Source organism: Variovorax jilinensis (assembly GCF_030316885.1).
Lineage (GTDB): Bacteria > Pseudomonadota > Gammaproteobacteria > Burkholderiales > Burkholderiaceae_C > Variovorax > Variovorax jilinensis.
In genome coordinates this window covers 68,842-90,373 of record NZ_JASZYQ010000007.1, presented here as the reverse complement: position 1 = coordinate 90,373, position 21,532 = coordinate 68,842, and the positions used below count along the sequence as shown (strand labels likewise).

The following is a 21,532-nucleotide window of genomic DNA, read 5'->3' as shown; positions in this document are numbered from 1 at the left end:
AGAATGTACGCATCATTACAGTAATGGATCGCCAAAGGGCGATTCTCAGAACTTATGGCGACCGATGCGACGTCGATTGATTGGGAGCTTCGGCTCGGTTTCCTCATTCACGATGTGTCGCGCCTGCGCCGCAGCGCTTTCGACCGATGTTTGAAGCCTCTGAACGTCACCCGCTCGCAATGGTGGGTGCTTGCCTATCTTTCCCGCGAAGATGGCATGACGCAATCGCAACTGGCTGAAGAACTCGACCTCGGCAAGGTGGCGGTGGGCGGCCTGATCGACAGGTTGGAGAAGGGCGGTCTTGTGCGGCGGGACGCCGATCCAAGCGATCGCCGTGTCAATCGCGTCTTCCTCGAACCGAAGAGCAAGCAACTCATCGCGAAGATGCGCAAGGTCAGCCACCGGATGAACGAGCAGATCCTTTCCGGTCTCGTCGACGAAAAACTCGAAGCGGCGGCCACCACGCTGGACGCCATGAAGCGCAACCTGCTCGACTATCTGCAGCAGAACGAGGTCTGATCCTTCGATAGCAACCGCGGCACGGGAAAACACTAAGGTGCACCAGGATATTGTGCGGTAGTGTACGGTATGGGCTGATCCCTTCGGTCCGGAACGTGTCGCTACCATGCTGTCTTCTGATACCGCTCCCTGCAATGGACTCGGGCTTTCCGTCGAAGCCGTCGACCTTCGGTTCGGGGGCATTCATGCATTACGCGGCGTGTCGTTCGCCGCGACGCCTGGTCAGATCACGGCGGTGATCGGTCCGAACGGGGCCGGCAAGACCAGCGTCTTCAACACGATCTCGGGCTTCTATAGGCCGGCCGCTGGGCGGATTCTGCTTGGCGGCGACGACATCACTGCGACGCCCGTGCACGCACGGGCTGCTCGAGGGCTCGCGCGAACTTTTCAGAACATCGCGTTGTTTCGTGGGTTGACTGTCCTGGAGAACATCAAGCTCGGCGGACATCACACGATGAAAGCCAGCATCTTCTCCGCGCTCGGATATGGTCGCGCAGCGCGTTCGGAAGAACTCGAACTGCGCGGTGAAGTTGAGCGCAAGGTCATCAATTTCCTGGAGATCGACCACATCCGCCATCTCTCCGTCGATGCGTTGCCCTACGGCCTGCAGAAGCGCGTGGAACTGGCGCGCGCCCTTGCAATGCGTCCACGGGTTCTGTTGCTCGACGAGCCCGTCGCCGGGATGAATCGAGAGGAAACCGAAGACATGGCGCGCTTCATCCTCGACGTGCAGGAGGAGTGGGGTGTGACCGTGCTTCTCGTCGAGCACGACATGGGCATGGTCATGGACATATCCAGCCATGTCGTGGTGCTCAACTTCGGCCAGGTCATCGCCTGCGGTACGCCGGCGGAGGTTCGTTCCCATCCCAAAGTCATCGAAGCCTATCTGGGCGCGGAAAGCGAGGCAGTTGCATGAGCGAGTTTCTGGAATACAGCCTTCTGGGCCTGCTGTCTGGAGGCGTGATGGCACTGATCGCGCTGAGCTTCGTGCTGATCTACAAGGGCACAGGGGTCGTGAACTTCGCGGTGGGCGAGGTCATGATGCTCGGCGCCTACATTTACTACGCAGGCGCCGTCACTTTCGGTCTGGCGCCTTGGATCGCCTTTGTGCTGTCCCTGGTCGTCATTGGATTGCTGGTCGTCGGGCTTGAGCGTGCGGTGCTTCGCCCCCTGTCGGGCCAGCCCGCGGTCGCCGTGCTGATGGCAACCATCGGGATGGCCAGTATCGTGCATGGGGGCGTCGAGGCGTTCTGGGGGGGGGACACGCTCTCTCCCCCGACTCTGCTTCCCCGCACACCGCTGCTGCTCGGCGAAGTCCTTATTCCGGGCACGGTCCTCGGCAACTTCGCGGTCGCGGCCATTCTGATCGGTGGGTTTCTGGCCTTCTTCCGTTACTCGAAGACAGGCATCGCCCTGCGTGCCACGGCAAGTGACCCGGTGACCGCCGCCACGCTGGGCATCAACATCAACTATTCGCAGCGACTGACCTGGGTCTTGTCAGGGCTTGTTGGGACAGTGGCCGGGGTCTTGATCGCCAGCTCTGCCGGCCTCTCGCCGCTGCTCGCGGCAGCGGCGCTCAGCGTGTTCGCCGCCATCATTCTTGGCGGGCTCGACAGCATTCTGGGGGCCATCGTCGCCAGTCTGCTGATCGGCTGGGTCGAGGCCGTGTCCGCTGGATACCTGGGCGGCAAGTCGCGCGACATCGTGCCCTACGTCGTCGTTCTGGCCATCCTAGTCGTCAAGCCGTACGGGATGTTCGGCACCCGAACCATCGAGAGGCTGTGAAGTGAGAACTGGCGTCTTTCACGAGAACTTTGCGTCCGAAGAGCGGCTGTGGGATTCGTCCACCGCGCGCAACTGGATGATCGCATTCGCACTGTCGGTCTTTACGCTCCCATTTTGGGGCAGCGATTACATGCTCGCTATGGCCTGCATCGTCGGCATCCACGTGATTGCCTCGCTGGGCCTCAACTTAACGACAGGCAATGCCGGATTGATTTCCCTGAGCCATGGGGCCTTCCTCGGGGTAGGCTGCTATACCGTCGCCTGGTTGGGCCGTCACGGCATCCCATTCTATTTCGCGCTGCCCTTGGCCGGCTTCGTGACGGCGTTCCTCGGCATCATCGTTGGCCTGCCGAGCCTCCGCGTGAAGGGGCTCTATCTAGCCATCGCGACGCTCGCCGCGCACTTCATCCTTACCTTCATCTTCCGGGAGTGGGACTCAGTGACTGGGGGCGTGTCAGGTACGTCCATACCACGCGCTAGCCTCTTCGGTATCGAGTTGGTCGGGGATCGCCGCAACTTCTACCTGATCTTCATTTGCGCATTCGCGATGGCAGTCGCTGCACGCAATCTGGCCCGCACCCATATCGGCCGGGCCTTCGTTGCAGTTCGCGATCGTGACATCTCGGCGGAAATCTTGGGCGTCAACCTGTTGCGTACCAAGCTGACGGCCTTCGCGGTCGGCGCCTTCTACGCCGGCGTTGCTGGCGGTCTGCTAGGTTACTTTTACGGAAACATCACACCAGACTATTTCGTGCTGACCTTGGCAGTCTTCTACCTTGCGGCCGTCATTGTGGGTGGCTTGGGAACCGTGCTTGGAAGCGTACTAGGTGCCGTGTTCATGACTTTCGTTCCGGAGGCACTGCGGATCAGCGCGCAGCTTAGCTCCCAGTGGTTTCCCAACATTGCCGGATTGCTTCTGCCGATGGGCCAAGTGGTGTTTGGTCTTCTCATCATCGTGTTCCTGATCTTCGAGCCGCACGGCCTGGCGGCGATCTGGGCACGCGTGCGTCGCACGTTTCATCTCTGGCCGTTTCGCACCTGACCCGGGCCGATGCTTTCACTCGATCAGTTCCACAACAGGAGACAACCATGACCGACTTCAATCGCCGCAAACTTGTGCAGGCCATCGGCGCGGCAGCAACCATCGGCCCTTTTGCGGTCGGATCGCCCCGCGCGCAGGCCCACAAAGGCGACATCGTCATCGGTGCGGCGCAACCTATTACGGGCGTGTTCGCCTTCGCGGGCGCCGCAATGAACAACGGTCTGGGCGACTTTGTCGAGTGGAAGAATGCCAATGGTGGCGTCGCGGGGCACAAACTGCGTTATGTCGCCGAGGACAGCGGCTTCAAGGTCGACCAAGCGGCTGCCATCTTCAAGAAGATCATGGCCAGCGAGAAGCCTTCCTTCTTCTATTGCGACGGCACGCCGTGTGTCAAGGCGGTTGCGCAGGATGCGATTGCTTCGGGGCACGTGATGACGACGTCGACTTCGCTGGCCGCATCGGTCGCTGACCCAGTCAGGATGCCCCAGCACTTTGTGCCCAGTCCGACATACCCGCGTCTGCACGAAATTCTCATGGAACACATTGCGCGGACTTCGCAAGGTGCAGCAACCAAGCCGAAGATTGCCTATGTGTATGCCGATACCGAATTTGGAAGGGATGGGATTCCCGGCGGCAAAGCCCGGGCGGAGAAACTTGGACTACCGATCGTGGCGGAGATCGTAACCAAACAGTCAGGCGTCGACGTCACAACGGAAGTCGCACAACTGCGTCGTGCAAGGCCGGACATTGTCATCTTCCAGGGTTACATCCTTGCCCCCATGCCTGAGTTTGTCCGGCAGATGCGTGAGGCTGGTTTGAACCCACAGATCATGGGGACGGCCTGGGGGCTCGACAAGCCCGCCTACGACGCGCTTGCGGCGCTCGGCGTTCGTCTGACTGGCGTGAGCGCCTATCGCTACGGCCATGAGGATGCCCCGATGATCAACGCGATGCGCAACCATGCGGCCAAGGCGAGACCAGAAATGAAGCATATCTCCCCCTTTTACATCTCGAGTTGGCTTTGTGGCATGGCATTCGCCGAGATCGCCGAACGGTGCATCAAGGCCAACAAGCCTCTGACTCTGCCCAACATGAAGGCGGCGCTCGAGTCCATGAAGGACTGGGACACCGGTGGCGTCACGGGGCTGCTTGTCGACCTCAGCAGCCATCAGATTCCGAGCGGTCGCATGTACAGCTACGACCCTGATAAAAAGCTGATGGAGCCTGCAGGTTCATGGATCAAGGTGTAAGCGCCCGGCCCGGGAAAGATCCAGCATGACTGCAGCGCTGACCATCGAGAACATCGAAGTCATATACAACCACAGCGTCCAGGCGCTGCGGGGCCTCTCGATCGACGTGCCAGACGGGAAGATCGTGGCATTGCTCGGCTCGAATGGTGCCGGAAAGACCACGACCCTAAAGGCCTCTTCGGGTGTCTTGCCGTATGAGAAGGGCCGGCTCGCATCGGGCCGCATCCGCTTTTTCGGCGACGACATTGCCGGTCGCAGCGCCTATCAACTAGCGCGGCTTGGCATGGCACACGTTCGCGAGGGACGGCATATTTTTGGCGACCTCACAGTCGAGGAAAACCTTGTCGCCGCGACGAATGCGCTTATCGGGCGCCAGCGCGGCGAGGTCGATCCCGAACTGGTGTATGGCTATTTCCCGCGGCTGCGCGAGCGGCGAAAGCAGGTGGCGGGCTATCTGTCAGGCGGCGAACAGCAGATGCTGGCCATCGGACGAGCGATCGTCGGCAAACCGCGGCTGATTTTGTTGGACGAGCCTTCACTCGGCCTGGCGCCGCTGGTCGTGCGTGACATCTTCGAGATCATCGCACGCATCAACCGGGAGCAGGGCGTGGCCATGCTACTAGTGGAGCAGAACGCCCATGTCGCGCTTCGCGTGGCGCATGCTGGCTACATCATGGAAAGCGGGCGCATCGTGATCAGCGGCTCCACCGACAAGCTGCTGAATGACCCCGACGTGCAGCGCTTCTACCTCGGCAGTGGTGATTCTGGCGAGGGGCACGTGAGCTTCCGCGACATCAAGCACTACAAGCGGCGCAAGCGCTGGCTGTCCTGATTCCCTGAAATGTTCGCAAAGCCATGACCCGTTCACTTGATGCCTTGAGAGACCTTCCGCTGCCTCAGCAGCTCCAGTACTGGGCGAAGGAACGTCCACGTGACGTTGCATTGCGCCAGAAGGAGTTTGGTGTCTGGCAGCCGATCACGTGGACGGAGTATGCCGACGAATCACGCTGGTTCGGCCTTGGTCTGCTGCAATTGGGCCTCGCCCCAGGTCAGGCTCTTGCGGTTCTGAGCGAGAACCGCAAGGAATGGGTCTTCGCTCAGATGGGAGCGGCAATGGTGCGCTGCGTGACGGCTGGCGTGTATCCGACGTCGCCGGCACCCGAGCTCGAATACTTGCTGACCCTGTCGGATGCGCCTGTCATTGTGTGCGAAGACCAGGAGCAGCTCGACAAGGTGTTGACGATCCGAGATCGCTTGCCGCATCTGCGTTCGATTGTGATGATGGACTCGCGCGGACTGCGGCGCTACGACACGACAGGCATGCACGACTTCGCCGAGGTAGTCGCGCTGGGACGCCGCTTTGAGAGTGAGAATGCAACGGCTGCGGCCGACGCGACTGTTGGTCCGGCGCTCGATGACATCGGGCTGATCGTCTTCACATCCGGTTCCACGGGAAGGCCGAAGGCCGCCATGATGAGTTGGCGCGGCCTCGGCACTGCGGCTCGAGGGCTCAATAGCGTCTTGGGTTGCACTGAACGCGATTCTCTGGTTTCCTATCTGCCGCTGTGCCACATGGGCGAGCAGATGTTCTCTCTGCACATTCCAATCGCGTTCGGGGCCGTAGTCAATTTCGCAGAGAGCCTTCGCACCGTGCAGGAAGATCTGCGCGAACTGTCGCCTCGCATCTTTTTTGGCGTACCGCGCATCTGGGAGAAGTTTCACTCTTCGATCCAGAACAAGGTACGTGAGGCGGGGGGAATCCGGTTGTGGCTCTATCGTCGAGCGATGCTTTCGCTGGACGATACTGCTGCGATCCCGCGCTCTCAATGGAGCGTCGTGCAGCGTGCTCGCTGGGCCATCTGGTATTTACTGGTGTTGCGGGCGTTGCTCAATTTTCTCGGCTTGCGGCGCTGCCGGGTGGCAGTGTCCGCTGCGGCGCCGATTGCCCCCGAGGTGCTTCGCTTTTTTCGCGTGCTTGGCGTGCCGATTCGCGAGGCGTACGGGATGACCGAAGCCTCGGGCGCGACGACCATGCAGCCCGGCGAGGGATCGCCCGTGGGTACGGTGGGCGTTCCCTATCCAGGTGTCGAAGTCGCTCTGGCGGAGGATGGCGAGATTTTGATTCGAGGGGAGGTCGTCTTCCGCGGCTATCTTAAGAACGACGAGGCCACACGCGAGGCGATCGATGCTGAAGGCTGGCTCCACACCGGCGATGTCGGGCGATGGGACGACGGTCCGACCGGGCGTGAACTGCGGATCGTGGACCGAAAAAAGGACATCATGATCACCGCCGGAGGCAAGAACATCACACCATCGGAGATCGAGAACGCTATGCGTTTCTCGCCCTATATCAAGGAAGCGATCGTGATCGCCGATCGCCGTCATTTCGTGTCGGCACTGATTCAGATCGACTTCGAGACCGTAAGCAAGTGGTCCGAAGAGCAGGGCGTGATCTACACCACGTTCCGCAGCCTGGTCGAGAACCAGAAGGTGCGTGACCTAATTCAACGCGAGGTGGACCAGGCCAACTCCAAGATGCCGCAGGTCCAGCAGATTCGTAAGTTTCACCTGTTGACCAAGGAACTCGACCATGATGACGGTGAAGTCACGGCGACGATGAAGGTGCGGCGCAAGGCCGTATTCGAGAAGTACGCGCAGGTCATCGAGGAGATCTATGTCTGAGCCCGTCGACGTGAACCCCGGAGTGCGCCTTGAGCGGCCGGAGCCGACCATTGCGCTGTTGCGCCTGGATCGGGCCGAGAAAATGAACGCGCTAGGCGATGACACTGTGGCCGCGATCGGCCGTCTGCTCGATGCTGTCTCGTCCGATCCCGCCGTGCGCGTGCTGGTTATCACGGGGGAAGGCAAAGGCTTCTGTGCGGGATTCGACCTGGGGCTCGCCACTGAGGCGCCTGGAACCGCCGAACTTGGTGAGACGGCGGCCTGGATGCTGCGCCAGGAATCGTTCGCATCTCTGGTGACGCGCTTACGTGCGATGCGTCAGCCCGTGATCGCAGCGGTCAATGGATCGGCGAGTGGCGCTGGCCTGGGGCTGGCGCTGGCTGCGGAGATCCGCATCGCCGGTCGCTCCGCGCGCTTCAACGCCGCCTTTGTGCGAGTCGGCATGTCGAGCTGCGACATCGGCGTGAGCTGGTTGCTGCCGCGCTGCGTTGGCCTGTCGCGTGCCTTCGAGATCATGCTCACGGGACGCATGGTGGACGGCGTTGAAGCCGAGCGTATCGGGCTGGTTTCCGAAGTCGTTGACGACGCCCTTTTGATGCCGAGGGCCATGGCGATTGCTCGCGCGATTGCCGCCAACAGCTCCTTTGGGGTGTGGATGACCAAGCGTGGAACCTGGGCCAATGTCGAGGCCGGCAGCCTGCAGGCCGCGATTGAACTTGAGAATCGGACTCAGATTCTGACTCGCACCACGGGTGAACTAGACCGCGCGGCCGATGGTCTGTTGGCGCGGCGTAAACAACGGGGCGAAGGCAAGACATGAACGACACCTTGGGAGCGGCGCTGAGGAGCACCACCTATCTCGATGCGGACCATCCGGCGGTGCGCGCCTTCGCGCTGATGGTCACGGCAAAGTCCGGCTGTGACCGAGCGCGCGCGGTGGACCTCTACTATGCGGTGCGCGACGGGTTCCGCTATGACCCCTACAAGATTGACCTCTCGGTCGACGGGCTGAAGGCGAGCCGGGTGCTGTCGGACGGATTTGGCTGGTGCGTGCCCAAAGCGATTCTATTGGCCGCCGCATGTCGGGCGGTGGGCGTGCCGGCTCGCGTAGGCCTGGCGGACGTCCGCAACCATTTGTCGACCGCGCGGCTTCGCGAGACCATGGGTAGCGACATGTTCTATCGACATGGCTACACCGCGATCTATGTCGACGGCCGCTGGGTCAAGGCGACGCCGGCTTTCAATGTGGAGCTGTGCCAGAAGATGGGGTTGCACACCCTTGAGTTCGACGGGCACGAAGACTCGATCTACCACCCCTATGACCTCGAAGGCCGGCGCCATATGGAGTACGTGACCTTCCACGGCGAGTTCGACGATTTCCCACGTGAGGACCTGCTCGAGACCTTCGCCAGGCACTATCCGAACCTGCCGCGGCTGGACAACGCAAATTGGGACGAAGACGTCGACGCAGAATCGGCAGGAGGAGGTTGAAATGGCTGGTCCGTTGGACGGGATCCGGGTACTCGAGATCGGAGCTATCGGTCCTGCGCCGTTCGCCGGTGCTCTGCTGGCAGATCTAGGTGCCGACGTCGTGCGCATCGATCGGCCGCCGGTGTCCAACTCGCCCGGCGAACTGCCTCCGCGTTTCGACTTCTACAACCGCAACAAGCGTTCCGTGGTGTTGGACCTCAAGGACCCCGCGGGGGTCGACTTGGCGCTACAAATGGCTGGGCGCGCCGACATCATGCTTGAAGGTTTTCGACCCGGCGTCATGGAGCGCCTCGGCCTTGGACCCGAGATCTGCCTTGAGGCCAACACGCGCCTAGTCTATGGTCGTATGACTGGGTGGGGGCAGGACGGACCGCTTGCGCAGGAGGCTGGCCATGACATCAATTATCTCGCGCTGACTGGCGCCCTGCACTGCATCGGGGCACCGGGGCAGGGCCCTGTTCCGCCGTTGAACCTAGTGGCGGATCTCGGTGGAGGCGCAATGTATCTGGTCGTCGGCGTGCTCGCGGCGCTGCACGAGGCGCGTGTGTCCGGGCAGGGTCAGGTCGTTGACGCCGCGATGGTCGATGGCGTTACCCACCTGATGTCGGCGTTTCAGGCCTTTCGGCAGTCCGGGAGCTGGACTGCGAACCGAGGAGAAAATCTCGTAGACGGAGGAGCGCCTTACTATGGTACGTACAAGACGCGGGACGGCAAGTACGTCTCCGTCGGCGCCATCGAGCCACATTTCTATGCGGCATTGTTGGACGTACTGGGCATGGCGGATCAAGATCTTCCATCGCAGAACGACCGCGCAGCTTGGCCGGAGATGCGGAGGCGTCTGGGCAAAGTCTTCGCGACGAGAAGTCGCGACGAATGGGTCAGCGCAATGGCGGGGCGCGAGGCGTGCTTCGCACCGGTACTGGACATCGACGAAGCACCCCAGCATCCACACATGCGTGCAAGAGCTGTGCATCAGCGTTTCGACGATGCAATTCATCCAAGTCCAGCGCCTCGTTTCAGCCGGACGCCGGCGTCGTTGCGACGTCCGGCACCTCGACCTGGCGAACAGACCTTTGAGGTGCTCAACGACTGGGACGTCAAACGCAGCAAAAAGGTCGGGAAAACCAGATAGTACGGCAGCGTACGATGCGATAGTGTATGGACTCGAGAATGCCTCACAGGAGTTCATATGTCCCCGATGCCACTTCCCTACTACGAACGTTTATTGCGTGACCCACTCCGCAGGTCTTCTTGGAGTGCGCAGCGGTGATCCGTCGTATAGAGCGTGGCATGGCCATCGCCGCCGCAGCGGCCCTTAGTCTTCTGGTAGTCGTTGTCCTGATCGATGTAATCGGACGCAACGCTTTCAATCGTCCACTGGCGAGCGGCACCGAACTGACGGAGATGTTGATGGGTGCCTTGGCCTTCCTCTCCTTTCCACTGCTGACCTATCGGCAGCGTGACATCACTGTCGATCTCTTCGACATGCTGGCGGGACGGCACCTGAACAAGCTCCAGGTCGCGGTGTCCGGGATTGTGGCCGCTACCGTGTTTGGATTACTCGCGTGGCAGGCCACAGTACAGGGATTGCGAGCCGCTGCCAACGGAGAGTCGACACCGCAGCTACACGTTTCCTTGGCGTACATCTGGTGGGGAATGGGCGTCCTGTCCGTCGTCACGGCATTGAGCGGCCTAGTGGTCGCTATTGCAGTGTTCACACGCCACCCCGTGCTGCCCGTCCCTTTGTCGGAACTTGAGAAGTGATGACACATCCGAAACGCCGAGATAGGAAACCAGCATGACCGCAGCGATCGTCGGGTTTGCAGTATCGTTCGTCCTTATTTTCCTGCGCATCCCGATTGGTCCGTCGCTCGCGCTTGTGGGCTTTGGCGGACTGGTACTAGTGAGCGGCTGGGTTCCCGCGTTGGCAACGATGGCCATGTCGGCGCAGAGTTCGACCATGTCTTACTCGTTGTCAGTGCTGCCGTTGTTCATCTTGATGGGCAACCTGGTCGCGGGCGCTGGCATATCTGGAAGCCTCTTCCGGGCCGCTCAGATGTTCATGGGGAGGCAACGCGGCGGCTTGGCGATGGCGACGGTTCTCGCCTGCGGGGGCTTCGCCGCGATCTGCGGTTCAAGCGTCGCGACAGCCGCCACCATGTCGCGTGTAGCGATTCCAGCCATGCGAAAGTTCGGTTACGCAGATCGACTTTCGGCTGCGACGTTGGCCGCAGGCGGTACGCTCGGAATTCTGATCCCTCCGAGCGTGATCATGGTGATCTACGGCGTCAACACGCAGACTCATATCGGCAAGCTGTTCGCTGCAGGTTTGATCCCTGGCGCGCTTGGAATTCTTGGATACCTGGCCGCTGTGAAATGGGTGGTCTGGCGAGACCCCAGCGCTGCGCCCATGGCCGACGTTTCGGACTGGAGCGAACGCCTGGCGACGCTGCGTGCGTTGTGGCCGGTGATTGCACTTTTCTCGCTGGTAATGGGAGGAATCTACGGCGGTTGGTTCACGGCCACGGAGGCTGCGGGTATCGGCGCTGGAGGCGCCTTCATGTTTGCGCTCACGCATCGATCGCTTGGGCTCAAGCAGATTCTCGACATCTTGGTGGACACAGCCCTGGTTTCAGCGGCGATGCTGTCGATTGTGTTCGGTGCAGCGATGTTCGTCGAATTCATCAACCTGACGGGCATTCACAAGGTGCTGGAGTCGATGGTAAAGGCTAGCGGCGTAAGCCCGTTCGGGGTCATCCTGATCATGATCGGAATCTTCGTCGTCGCGGGTGCGCTGATGGAGGAGCTGTCGATGATCCTCATCTTGGTGCCCATATTTTTTCCGATCGTAATGAGCTTGGGCTACGACCCCGTGTGGTTTGGGATCATCGTCGTGGTGGCGTGCGAAATCGGACTGATTGCACCGCCAATCGGCATGAATTTGTTCGTCATCCGTTCGGTGGTCCCCGACATCTCGATGAAAACCATTCTCGATGGTATGGTCCCGTTCATCACGATCGACTTGATCAGGATCATCCTGCTGGCCGCATTGCCAATCCTTTCTCTGTGGTTGCCGAATCTTCTCTTCTAAAGAGATCCCCCAATGATTTTGACCGACGATCAGATTGCCTTGCAAGAGACCGCCCGTCGTTTCGCACGTGGGCGATTGCTTCCTGACTACCAGAAGCGAGAGAAGACGGGTGTGCTCGATCGTGACCTCATCAGAGAGATGGGTCAACTCGGTCTGCTCGGGGTCGACCTGCCTGAGGATATGGGCGGACTCGGTGTAGACGCTGTGACAACCGGCCTCATCGCCGAGGAGCTCGCGTATGGCGATTTCAATGTCAGCGCTGTGCCCGTCGGAATCTCGTTGAACGCCGCAATACTGCTTCGTCACGCACAGCCTGAAGTCGCGAGGGAATGGGTGCCGCGTATGATTCGCGGCGAAGCCATCGTTGCCATTTGCCTCACTGAGCCGCGGGGCGGCTCTGACGCGAGCAACCTGCAGTTGAAGGCGCGCCGCCAAGGCGGCGATTACGTCATCAACGGCGAAAAGACTTCCATCACCTTCGCTGACCGTGCAGACGCCTACCTGATCTTCGCGCGTACCGGTGGCCCCGACGAAGGTGCAAAAGGCGTCACGGCCTTCTTCATCCCGGGTGAGACTGCGGGCATCTCACGCACGCACTTTGACGATGTCGGTAGCGCCATCATAGGCCGCGGCTCGGTGTTCTTCGACGACGTCCGGGTTCCGGCGAGCCATCGCCTCGGCGAAGAAGGCAAGGGCTTCACGCAGGTGATGCAGGGCTTTGACTACAGCCGCGCGTTGATCGCCCTGCAATGTTGCGGCGCCGCGCAGGCATCGCTCGACGAAGCCTGGGCCTACGCAGCTGAGCGCGAAGCCTTTGGGCGACCGATCGGTCAGTTTCAGGGCGTGAGCTTTCCGCTCGCCGAGGGTGAGTCGCACATCGCTGCGGTGAGGCAGCTGGCCTATCACGCGCTTGCGTTACGCGACGCTGGCCAGCCGCACACGTCCGAAGCTGCGATGGTGAAGTGGATGGGGCCGCGGACCGCATTCGACGTCATTCACCAATGCCTTCTGACCTTTGGGCATTACGGATGGTCGAAGGACCTGCCACATCAGCAGCGTCTGCGCGACGTGATGGGGCTCGAAATCGGCGATGGGACAGCCGGCGTCATGAAGCTCATCATCGCGCGCCAGCGTATCGGCCGCGCCGCGGTGCAGTACTGAGTCAGGAGAAGCCATGGGCTATCAATCCGTTTTCCGTTCTGACCTGTTCGCAGGCCAAACCATCATCGTGACCGGGGGCGGCAGTGGCATTGGGCGTTGCACCGCGCACGAACTCGCATCACTTGGTGCGCACGTGTCGCTGGTGGGACGCTCGATCGAGAAGGTCGAAGCGGTCAAGGCCGAGATCATTGAGGACGGCGGAAGTGCCAGTGCGCTGGCATGTGACATCCGCGATGAGGTGGCCGTCGGCGCAACGATCGATTCGGTGCTGCAGAACCGCGGCCGGCTCGACGGATTGGTGAACAACGCCGGCGGCCAGTATCGCGCGCCAATGAAGACGATCTCGACCAAGGGCTTCGAGGCGGTGGTTCGCAACAACCTGACCGGCGGCTTTATCTTCATGCGTGAGGCCTACAACCGGTACATGGAGGCCCATGGGGGAGCGATCGTGAACATGATCGCCGACATTTGGAACGGCTGGCCTGACATCGCACACTCCGGTGCAGCTCGCGGCGGAATGCTGACCTTGAGCGAAACAGCTGCCTGTGAGTGGGCCGGTTCGGGCGTGCGGGTCAACACTGTGGCGCCCGGAGGCATCGCATCGAGTGGCTTTGACACGTACACACCCGACGCAAAGGCGAAGATTCTCGAATTCACCGATGTCGTGCCGCTGCGTCGCTTCGGCACCGAGGCGGAGGTGTCGGGTGCCATCGTCTATCTGCTGTCCCCTGCGGCCGCGTACATCACAGGCTCATGTATCCGGATCGACGGCGGAACGCCCAATCTGCGGAACAATTGGAAGCTCGAGCCGAGCAGCCGGAACCGGCCCTTCTCGGGTTTTCATCGCGCAGTGATGCCGGAGCTGCTTCGATGAAGCTGATACTGGTACGCCACGGCTGGCCTGACGAGGGTCATGAGGAACTGGCGCACGATCCGCCATTGTGTGTCGATGGGCTCCGTCAGGCCCGTGCCGTGGCCGAGCAACTCGCGCGCGAGCACATCACGCACATCGTCAGCAGCCCACAATTGCGGGCCCGCCAGACCGCAGAGGCGACATCTGAAAGGCTGGGTTTGCCGATTCGCACCCTGGACGGTTGGGCAGAGGCTGATCAACATCTGCCGCGCTATCGCTCTGTCGACACGCTGCGCTCCCAGGGCGACAGCGAATGGCAGCGCTTTCTAGCCGACCCATTGCGGTATCTGGGCGTTGATGCCGATGTGTTCCGCGCGGGGGTGCTTGACGCGTTTTCGACGACCGTCGAATACGGCGGTGCCGACGGCCACACGGCCGTCTTTACCCATGGACTGCCGATCAGCCTGGTGCTCTCCCATGCGCTGGGGCTTGACCGGTTGGTCCGCTTTGGGCCGGGCTATGCATCGATCTCGCGTCTGGTAGTGCGAGATGCGGGCTCGATCGGCGTCGTCAGCATCAACGAAACCGGCCACCATGCATGGCCACGGGTATCGAACGCATGAACACCATCGATGACGAAGCCAGCTTGCAGAGCAGGATCGAAGCCTATCTCACGCAGCAGGTCGGCGCTGCCGTCCGGGTCGGCGCGATCCGGCGCTTTCCGGTCGGGTTCTCCTGGCTGACCTATGCCGTTCAGGTCGATGGCTTACCCGGAAAGGAGGGCATGCAGGAACTGATCCTGCGGCTCGGCCCTGACTACGGCCTGTTCGCCCCCTACAGCTCGGCTCCCCAGGTGCTGTCGATGCGCTCGCTCGCAGGTAGTGCGGTGCCGGTGCCCAAGGCATATTGGAGCAGCGACGACGCAAACATCCTCGGCGCCCCCTTCCTTTTCTGCGAGAAGGTATCGGGCGATGCCGTGGTGCCGTGGGTGTCGGCGACGGAACCTGCACTCGAGGAGAACTACCGGCGGCAACTCGCAGAGGATTTCATCGACGCGCTTGCTGTACTGCACTGCGTGCCCTGGCAGGAGCGACCGATCGCCGCGATGGCGCACGGCATCGATGTGCAGAATGCTGCCCGACTCAATGTTGAATACTGGGAAGGACAGATCGCACGCTGGGCGATGCGCCCCTATCCGATGGCGCAATGGGGCATCCGTTGGCTCAAGGCGCATTGCCCCGTCGCGCCGCGCGTTGCGATCGTGCACGGCGACTATCGGACTGGAAACTTCTTGGAGCAGGGCGGGCGGATCACATCGATCCTGGATTGGGAGCTTGTGCACCTTGGCGATCCGCATGAGGACCTCGGCTGGGCCAGCCTCCCCATGTACATGGGTGGCAGCAAGCTAATCAGTCGCCTGGCCGAGCCCGAATGGTTCTACTCGCGCTACAGCGAGAAGGTGGGCTTCGAGGTATCGATGGCATCGGTGCGGTACTACCAAGCACTGTCGTTGTTGAAGCTCGCCGCCACGCACATGGCAGCGGCGCGCTGTTTCGAAGAAGGCCGCTTCAACGACATGCGGATGCCGGCCATGGGAAGCCAGATCGCGACCTGCTTGCGCCAGATGGAAAAGACAATCGAGGCCTCCAAATGAACAATTCTTTTGATCGCTTGATCGATGGAATGTGCGCCACGCTTCGCACAGAAGTGCTAGCGCGGATCGATGACGAGTTCGCACGAGGCCAGGTGTTCGGTGTCATCAACCTGCTCAATATGTTCAAGGTCCGCGCCGATTGGTCTGCAGAGTTCCTGCTGCAGCAGATCGCCGTACAGCGCAAAGCGCTGGAAGAGGCTACCCAGGTGGCGGGCGACACCGATGCGGCGGACTCGTTGCCCGAGCAGTCGTTCGACGCGCTGCCTACGATCACGCCCATCGAGGCGCTGCTGTCGTTGCGTGACAGTCAGAACTTGCGGATAGTTGCTCTTCTGGATTGGCTCGACGCCGAACGAGCCCGTCTCGAGCCCGGTGCGGCTTCACGGATCGATGCCTTGTTGCGAGATGCGATGCGCGAGGAACTGGCCATCGAACTCAGGAATTCCCCTCGACCGCTCTTCGCCGAGATGTCCAGCGGCCAGGAAGGCTGACCGAGCTTTTCAGATTGGCGGATGCTCCTGCACTGATTTGTACATCTCGAAGCCCTTGCCGACCCCGTACTCGATGATGCCGTAGCCCACATCGTCGCCGTCGCGCACCTCGACAACCTGGTCAGCGAGGGTACGGACGAGCTTGCGTGTGCCCGGATCCGCAAGGTCCCAGACTTCATGCTCGAAGTAGAGCTTGCCGCGGTCGTCGCCATGGAACCAGCCGTTGAGGCCGCCATACAGGCCGCCCTTCAAGAAGTACTTGGTCGGCAGAACGCGTATCGATATAGGGCGCTCGCTGCCATCTGCGAATCTGAGTTTAAAAGTCGCCGATTCCATCGATTGCCCGTGAGGGTCATCGTGCCACTGGGCCTCGTGGATCACGTCTACCAGTTGATTCCGTGACGAAACCTTGCTTCCGACGGTGAATACTTCTTCGCCCGAGAGGTAGATCTTGTCCCCGGGGCCGCGTTCCTTGAAGAAGATGTGCAGTCCACGATCCTTGAACTGGGCCGTTGTCCAGCAGTAGAAGAACGGCGGATAGAAAGTCAGTGGAGGGCTGCTTTCGTCCGTTCTCATCTCGGATCGAACGCCCCATGAGTGGTCGCGCTGGCCGAGCCAGCCATCGACCTCGACGCGCCGCCCATCAAATTCAAGCCAACCTGTGTAGCGGCCAAGTTGCTGCGCGCGAGCCATGTTCTCAGTGACTCTTCCGTCACGTCGGCGCATGTGAGCCTTCTCCTCATGGGGATTGACGGTGGCATGAAACTCAATGTTGAAGCGCAGACCCGAGCTGTTTTCTCCCAGGGCGATGCGATGGTGGCGCAAGCCTTCGAGCACAGTGATTGACAACGGCCCGACGTGGGTGGTCAGCGGGTCGGGTCGAAGTCGACGTGACGCCCGGAAGTTCCATTGCCGACCGGGCACCGCTACGCCCGCGAAGGCGTCCATCACGTTGCGGTTCGGGTGATAACCCAAGCCGACGTCGAAAATGATCTCGCCGCCTGGGACGGGATGCCCGGTGTACCAGAGCCGCTCCATCCAGGCGGGGTCGCTGTTATCGATCTGATCGAAAGTGGTCGGCAACTGGTGGCCGATGAGGTCGTCCTGAGGTGTCAGCATGGGCGGCGTGGCCTTCGGGGAATTACGAATGCCAATAGTAATTCACAAGCGTACAGTACGCTATAGCACTTACCATGACCCAACCGGAGGCATACATCCATGAGTTCGACTTCTTCGATCCGCGTCGAGATGCAGGACGGTCTCGCCGTCGTCAGTCTGGCCCAGCCCGAACGCGGCAATCCCTTCGACGGTGACTTTACGCAGGACTTCAAGCAGGTATTCTGCGACCTTTGGGACATACGGGGGCTGCGAGCCGTTCTCCTGCGTGCTGACGGGGCGAATTTCAGCGTCGGAGGTGACCTCAAGAAGTTCTATCCGATCCGCGACAGCCTGGGGCCGCTGGTGCGTCGCTGGACGGCCGACCTCCATATGGGACTGCAGCGGGCGTGGCAGCTTCCAGTACCGATCGTCGCTGCAGTGCAAGGCTTCGCAATGGGGGGCGGAGCGGCGCTGATGGCTGGATGCGATGTGGTCGTGGCGGGTGAGTCAACCCGGATCGGATCGGCTTTCGCGCAGCTCGGGTTCAGTTGCGATTCGGGCTCGAGCGCCACTTTCACCGCGCGGATGGGGCCATCGCGCGCCCGGCGCTTCGTGTTGCTGGCGGAAGTTCTAAAGAGCGACGAAGCCCTGCAGACCGGATTGATCGATCGCGTTGTGCCCGACGGGTCCCTTCAGGATGAAGCCATGACCATGGCGAAGGCGTTTGCAAGTGGGCCGACGGTCGCGTACGCAGAGACCAAACGCCTGTTCCTGCGTGCTGGTGCCGCCCACATCGAATCTCAGTTGGAGGACGAGGCCTTGACCCTCGCCCGAGTGGCGTCAACGACAGATGCGCAGGAGGGCATTGCGGCCCTGACCGAACGCAGAAAGCCAGTGTTTCGAGGCGCTTGAGACGTGGCCTACAAGCACATCCTCGTCGAGCGTTCCGACGAAGGTTTTGCCACCCTGATCCTGAACCGTCCCGATAGGCTCAACACGTTGTCGATTGGCCTACGCCAAGAAATGGCGCAGGCGGTCGATGCGCTTGAAGCCGATGCGGCAGTGCGCGTGCTGATTCTCACCGGCGCGGGCCGTGCATTCACCGCGGGCCTGGATCTCGACGAATGGGCCGCGCCAGAAGTCGTGGCAGCTGGCGCCTACGAACACGATGCGGTCGCAGCGCTTCTTCGATTTTCCGGTCCGTTGATCGGCGCGATCAACGGTATTGCCGTTACGGGGGGGCTGGAGATTGCGCTCGCTTGCGATCTGCTGATTGCGTCCACGGAGGCCCGATTTGCCGATACGCATGTGCAAGTCGGCCTGCTCCCCGGTTGGGGAGGATCAGTACGCTTGGCGGAGCGCGTTGGTTTGAATCGCGCCAAAGAACTCGCGCTGACCGGACGCTTTCTTGGCGCAGAGGAGGCTGCGGCATGGGGAATGGTCAACCACGTCGTGGTGCCCGATCGCTTGAGATTCGAAGCCGAGGCGATTGCCCGCCAGATGCTGATGGGGGTGCCCGATGCCCTGGTTGCCTACAAACGCCTGCTCGATAACGGAGCAAGACTGAGCTTCGCCGAGGCGCTACGAATGGAGCGGGCTGCATCGCTCGCCATGAACACCCCGGTTGGGCGTTCCGAGATCGACGCGCGGCTCGCACGGCTGCGGGAGCGAAAGGTTTGAGCGCCGATGGTCTGTCGGTCTGGGCCGGTGTGGAATTGGCCGAGTTGCTCGCGCTCGACACGCAGGCTCCTATGCATTTCCGCAATCGCTTGGGTGATCCAAATTCACACGGCCGCGCGTTTGGCGGCCAAGTGCTGGCGCAGTCGCTGATGGCCGCGAGCCTGTCCGTGCCGGACGGTCGGCCCGCAACCGCGATGCAATTCATGTTTCTGCAAGGTACGCAGTACGACCAGCCGATCGATTTTCATGTGACGGCGCTGCAGGATGGAAAACGCTTCTCCTCGCGCCATGTGCGCGGCGTGCAGGCTGGTGAGCGCACGGTGTTCGATGTGCAGGTCAGTTTCGCTGTTCCGATCGACGGTCCCGACCACATGGGGCCCATTGAGCCTCTTGCGCGCGCGGAAGATCCTACATCCATGCCGGGGCTGGGCGACCTCCCGACCGATCTGGCGCGGCACGTGCAGAGCGTGCTCGGATACCTGCACGATGTGCGGCCCGTGCTGGACCTTCGCCTGCCTCCGAGTTCTGCGCGTATGCGGCTCGAGCTGCCGGCGCCCAGATTTCGCTTCTGGGCGCGTGTTGGCCATCGATTGGCTGATGATCGACATTTGCATGCTGCTGCTTTCGCATACCTGTCCGACTGGTGGTTCAACTACGGAGCTGTCGGTGGTCACTTGGATCCGCTAGCAGCTCACGCAGAAAAGCTCTATGTTGCAAGCCTCAATCACGCGCTGTGGCTGCATCGGCCGTTTCGCGCGGACGAATGGCTTCATTTCGACACCTGGAGCCCAAGTGCTTCCGATGGCCGCGGTCTTGCCATAGGCCGCGCGCACGATCGTTCGGGGCGGTTGGTCGCTAGCGTCACGCAGGAATGCCTGATGGCATCTGCCGCGCAATCTGGTAATAGTTCCTTCTGCGCATCTGCGCGAGCTTCCGGGCCCTCATGATGACGTTTTCCAAGCATCGGATACATAGCGCTGGCTTGCGCGTCCGCTGTAGGATTTGCTCAAGTCCAACCATCCGCGATCAAGCTCACCGTTCCCAATGCTGTGTGACATCTCCCCCTTTTTTCGGTCGCTTCTAAAGTGGGAGTTTGGGCGGGTTGATACTCATTGACATTCAGGAACTCATCCCGCAGGCGACCGTTGAATGACTGGATCAACCCATTGTCCTTTGGCTTTCCCGGTATCGTGTAGTTCAGCTTCACGTCTCGCCGCCACGCCCATTCATTGGGCGCCTTAGCCCAGAAGGTCATGAGGTTAGCGATGCCATTGCCGCGCTTCGCCACTGTGCGTTTTCGCTTTTGACACTTCGAAGGTTTCTTTCTACCGCCGGGAGGCGTCTGTTGGCTTCCCACACCTCATGCGCGATCAGTCGAGTGAAGCTGGTCGTCGATCAGCGGCCAGCGCTTGGCGCGCGTCTGCAGGGCGTGGGTCTTAGGGGTGGGGCGATTGGATCGTCGACGTGCGCACAGACTGGATGTCGTCCCGCGGTCAGCCAGAAGACTTCTTTCCTCGCGGTGGCCGGCCGGACGATTTCTTCCCGGTATCGACTTCATCACGCGCCTCTCGTGCCTCAAGCTGCCGCAGCGCGGCGGTTGTCGCTGCGTGGCTATCGCGCAGCTGTGCCATCTCGCGCTCGACTTGCGCCTGCTGGTGCATCAGCTGCGAAGCAAGGTCGCCCGCTCGTTGCTCGGCTGCGCCGGCGCGCTCTCGAAGCGTGGCCAACTCGATCTGGGTCGCCTGCTCTTGACGCGACCAGGACGCGGCGGCATCGGTGCGCGCGGCTTTCTCCGCCTGGAGTGCCTGTCGTGCTGCCTCCAGCGCGGCGCGCGAGGTGTCCTGTTCGGCAAAACGCGCACTCTGCTCCTTCTTCAGGTCGGCCATGGCCTGGCGCGCGGCCACCCGTTCGCGATCGATGTCGGCAAGGAGCCGGCGTGTGCGGGCGTCGTGACGTTGCTCCGCTTCCTTCGCGTCGCGTTGCGCAGCGCCGAGCGCCATCTCTGACTTCTCGCGCAGGGCTTCCTTGCTGGTTAAAGCCTCTTCTTGTGCTTTGCGCAGGCGCCGCACTTCCGCTGCTGTTTCGCTCAAGATCCGTGCGGACTCCTGCTGCTGCGCATGCCACCCCACCTCTTTCTCGGCAAGGCGCTGCTCGGCGACGGCCAGCGCCTTGTCGAGGTGGGTGCGGGACTGTTCGAACGTGGCTTCGCGTTGCTGCAATTGCGCATGCTGCTGGGCGAGGGCGTCACGCTGGAGTTCGATCTCGCGCCGGTCCGCCTCGCCCTTCTGGACCTGAACCTGCTCGGCTTCGCGTCGGGCGACGTCCCATAACTGCTCGGCGGCCTGGAGCACGGCAAGCGGAGGGCCGTCGAGCTGGGGGCGCGCCTGCGGCGCGGCCAGACCCGCCAGACGCTGCGGGAGCCGCTCGAACCAGACATCGAGCATGGGGCTCACGGTGTTGGGCGAGCCACTGCCCAGGTGTTGGCGCACGCGCTCGATCGTGGGCTTCTGGCCCTTGGCCACGATCTCGTCGGCTGCGGTGAGCACGTCTTCGAGTTGAACGCCTCGCGTGCTGGGCCGACGCGCGAAGCGGTGCGTCGAACTTCGCGTCGCCGCTGAAGACGGTGAAGAAACGGAAACCGGGATGTTGTCAGTCGTGGTCATGTGGGGCTCACTCCTTTCAAGCTCGGGGAATCTAAACGGCCAACATTTCTGCCCGGCGCGGGCCGAGATCTG

At 61.6% G+C, this 21,532-nt stretch carries 23 protein-coding genes; 20 read left to right on the top strand and 3 right to left on the bottom strand.

The window, feature by feature from the left end:
- Positions 1-54: 54 nt before the first annotated feature.
- From QTH87_RS21920 to QTH87_RS21840, 17 genes are all read left to right on the top strand, one after another.
- Positions 55-519 (top strand): MarR family winged helix-turn-helix transcriptional regulator, encoded by a 465-nt coding sequence (locus QTH87_RS21920; protein ID WP_286612184.1) that lies wholly within the window; start codon positions 55-57, stop codon positions 517-519.
- 106 nt (positions 520-625) lie between these two features.
- Positions 626-1,435: an ABC transporter ATP-binding protein gene (locus QTH87_RS21915; protein ID WP_286612183.1), complete on the top strand. Its 810-nt coding sequence runs from the start codon at positions 626-628 to the stop codon at positions 1,433-1,435.
- Positions 1,432-2,304 (top strand): branched-chain amino acid ABC transporter permease, encoded by an 873-nt coding sequence (locus QTH87_RS21910; RefSeq protein WP_286612182.1) that lies wholly within the window; start codon positions 1,432-1,434, stop codon positions 2,302-2,304. The genes QTH87_RS21915 and QTH87_RS21910 overlap by 4 nt, the downstream gene beginning before the upstream one ends.
- Position 2,305: 1 nt before the next feature.
- A complete protein-coding gene (locus QTH87_RS21905; protein WP_286612181.1) occupies positions 2,306-3,346 on the top strand; it encodes a branched-chain amino acid ABC transporter permease in 1,041 nt (346 codons plus the stop codon).
- A 47-nt stretch (positions 3,347-3,393) separates the two neighbouring features.
- Positions 3,394-4,596 carry an ABC transporter substrate-binding protein gene (locus tag QTH87_RS21900; RefSeq protein ID WP_286612180.1) on the top strand — a complete coding sequence of 401 codons (1,203 nt, stop codon included), beginning with the start codon at positions 3,394-3,396 and terminating at the stop codon, positions 4,594-4,596.
- Between the two features lie 25 nt (positions 4,597-4,621).
- Positions 4,622-5,428: an ABC transporter ATP-binding protein gene (locus QTH87_RS21895; protein WP_286612179.1), complete on the top strand. Its 807-nt coding sequence runs from the start codon at positions 4,622-4,624 to the stop codon at positions 5,426-5,428.
- A gap of 23 nt (positions 5,429-5,451) precedes the next feature.
- A complete protein-coding gene (locus tag QTH87_RS21890; protein ID WP_286612178.1) occupies positions 5,452-7,278 on the top strand; it encodes an AMP-dependent synthetase/ligase in 1,827 nt (608 codons plus the stop codon).
- Positions 7,271-8,098, top strand: a complete 828-nt coding sequence (locus tag QTH87_RS21885; RefSeq protein ID WP_286612177.1) for an enoyl-CoA hydratase-related protein — start codon at positions 7,271-7,273, stop codon at positions 8,096-8,098. Before QTH87_RS21890 ends, QTH87_RS21885 begins: the two co-directional genes overlap by 8 nt.
- Complete coding sequence (locus QTH87_RS21880; protein ID WP_286612176.1) at positions 8,095-8,769, top strand: transglutaminase-like domain-containing protein; 675 nt, start codon at positions 8,095-8,097, stop codon at positions 8,767-8,769. The genes QTH87_RS21885 and QTH87_RS21880 overlap by 4 nt, the downstream gene beginning before the upstream one ends.
- A gap of 1 nt (position 8,770) precedes the next feature.
- The gene (locus QTH87_RS21875) at positions 8,771-9,901 is read left to right on the top strand and encodes a CaiB/BaiF CoA transferase family protein (RefSeq protein WP_286612175.1); all 1,131 of its coding nucleotides are present in this window, start codon (positions 8,771-8,773) and stop codon (positions 9,899-9,901) included.
- Positions 9,902-10,059: 158 nt separating this feature from the next.
- Positions 10,060-10,533, top strand: a complete 474-nt coding sequence (locus QTH87_RS21870) for a TRAP transporter small permease (protein WP_286612174.1) — start codon at positions 10,060-10,062, stop codon at positions 10,531-10,533.
- Between the two features lie 34 nt (positions 10,534-10,567).
- A complete protein-coding gene (locus QTH87_RS21865) occupies positions 10,568-11,860 on the top strand; it encodes a TRAP transporter large permease (protein ID WP_286612173.1) in 1,293 nt (430 codons plus the stop codon).
- 12 nt (positions 11,861-11,872) lie between these two features.
- On the top strand, positions 11,873-13,021 hold the full coding sequence (locus tag QTH87_RS21860) for an acyl-CoA dehydrogenase family protein (protein WP_286612172.1): 1,149 nt from the start codon (positions 11,873-11,875) through the stop codon (positions 13,019-13,021).
- A gap of 13 nt (positions 13,022-13,034) precedes the next feature.
- Entirely contained in the window at positions 13,035-13,895 is an 861-nt protein-coding gene (locus QTH87_RS21855) for an SDR family oxidoreductase (RefSeq protein WP_286612171.1), read from the top strand.
- Positions 13,892-14,497: a histidine phosphatase family protein gene (locus QTH87_RS21850; RefSeq protein ID WP_286612170.1), complete on the top strand. Its 606-nt coding sequence runs from the start codon at positions 13,892-13,894 to the stop codon at positions 14,495-14,497. The genes QTH87_RS21855 and QTH87_RS21850 overlap by 4 nt, the downstream gene beginning before the upstream one ends.
- Positions 14,494-15,528: a phosphotransferase family protein gene (locus QTH87_RS21845; RefSeq protein WP_286612169.1), complete on the top strand. Its 1,035-nt coding sequence runs from the start codon at positions 14,494-14,496 to the stop codon at positions 15,526-15,528. The genes QTH87_RS21850 and QTH87_RS21845 overlap by 4 nt, the downstream gene beginning before the upstream one ends.
- Positions 15,525-16,019, top strand: a complete 495-nt coding sequence (locus QTH87_RS21840; protein ID WP_286612168.1) for a hypothetical protein — start codon at positions 15,525-15,527, stop codon at positions 16,017-16,019. Before QTH87_RS21845 ends, QTH87_RS21840 begins: the two co-directional genes overlap by 4 nt.
- Before the next feature lie 9 nt (positions 16,020-16,028).
- On the opposite strand, the gene QTH87_RS21835 is transcribed toward QTH87_RS21840, so the two are convergent.
- Complete coding sequence (locus QTH87_RS21835; RefSeq protein ID WP_286612167.1) at positions 16,029-17,138, bottom strand: Rv3169 family protein; 1,110 nt, start codon at positions 17,136-17,138, stop codon at positions 16,029-16,031.
- A 99-nt stretch (positions 17,139-17,237) separates the two neighbouring features.
- Between QTH87_RS21835 and QTH87_RS21830 the strand changes: the two genes are divergently transcribed.
- From QTH87_RS21830 to QTH87_RS21820, 3 genes are read left to right on the top strand one after another with little or no spacing between them, the layout of a single operon-like run.
- The gene (locus QTH87_RS21830) at positions 17,238-18,029 is read left to right on the top strand and encodes an enoyl-CoA hydratase/isomerase family protein (protein WP_286612166.1); all 792 of its coding nucleotides are present in this window, start codon (positions 17,238-17,240) and stop codon (positions 18,027-18,029) included.
- A gap of 3 nt (positions 18,030-18,032) precedes the next feature.
- A complete protein-coding gene (locus QTH87_RS21825; RefSeq protein WP_286612165.1) occupies positions 18,033-18,797 on the top strand; it encodes an enoyl-CoA hydratase in 765 nt (254 codons plus the stop codon).
- Positions 18,794-19,744 (top strand): acyl-CoA thioesterase, encoded by a 951-nt coding sequence (locus tag QTH87_RS21820; RefSeq protein ID WP_286612164.1) that lies wholly within the window; start codon positions 18,794-18,796, stop codon positions 19,742-19,744. Before QTH87_RS21825 ends, QTH87_RS21820 begins: the two co-directional genes overlap by 4 nt.
- Before the next feature lie 59 nt (positions 19,745-19,803).
- Here the strand turns inward: QTH87_RS21820 and QTH87_RS26230 are convergent, their stop codons facing one another.
- Positions 19,804-20,052 carry an integrase core domain-containing protein gene (locus QTH87_RS26230; protein ID WP_444812826.1) on the bottom strand — a complete coding sequence of 83 codons (249 nt, stop codon included), beginning with the start codon at positions 20,050-20,052 and terminating at the stop codon, positions 19,804-19,806.
- Positions 20,053-20,290: 238 nt separating this feature from the next.
- Complete coding sequence (locus QTH87_RS21810) at positions 20,291-21,460, bottom strand: DNA-binding protein (protein ID WP_286612163.1); 1,170 nt, start codon at positions 21,458-21,460, stop codon at positions 20,291-20,293.
- Between the last annotated feature and the right edge of the window lie 72 nt (positions 21,461-21,532).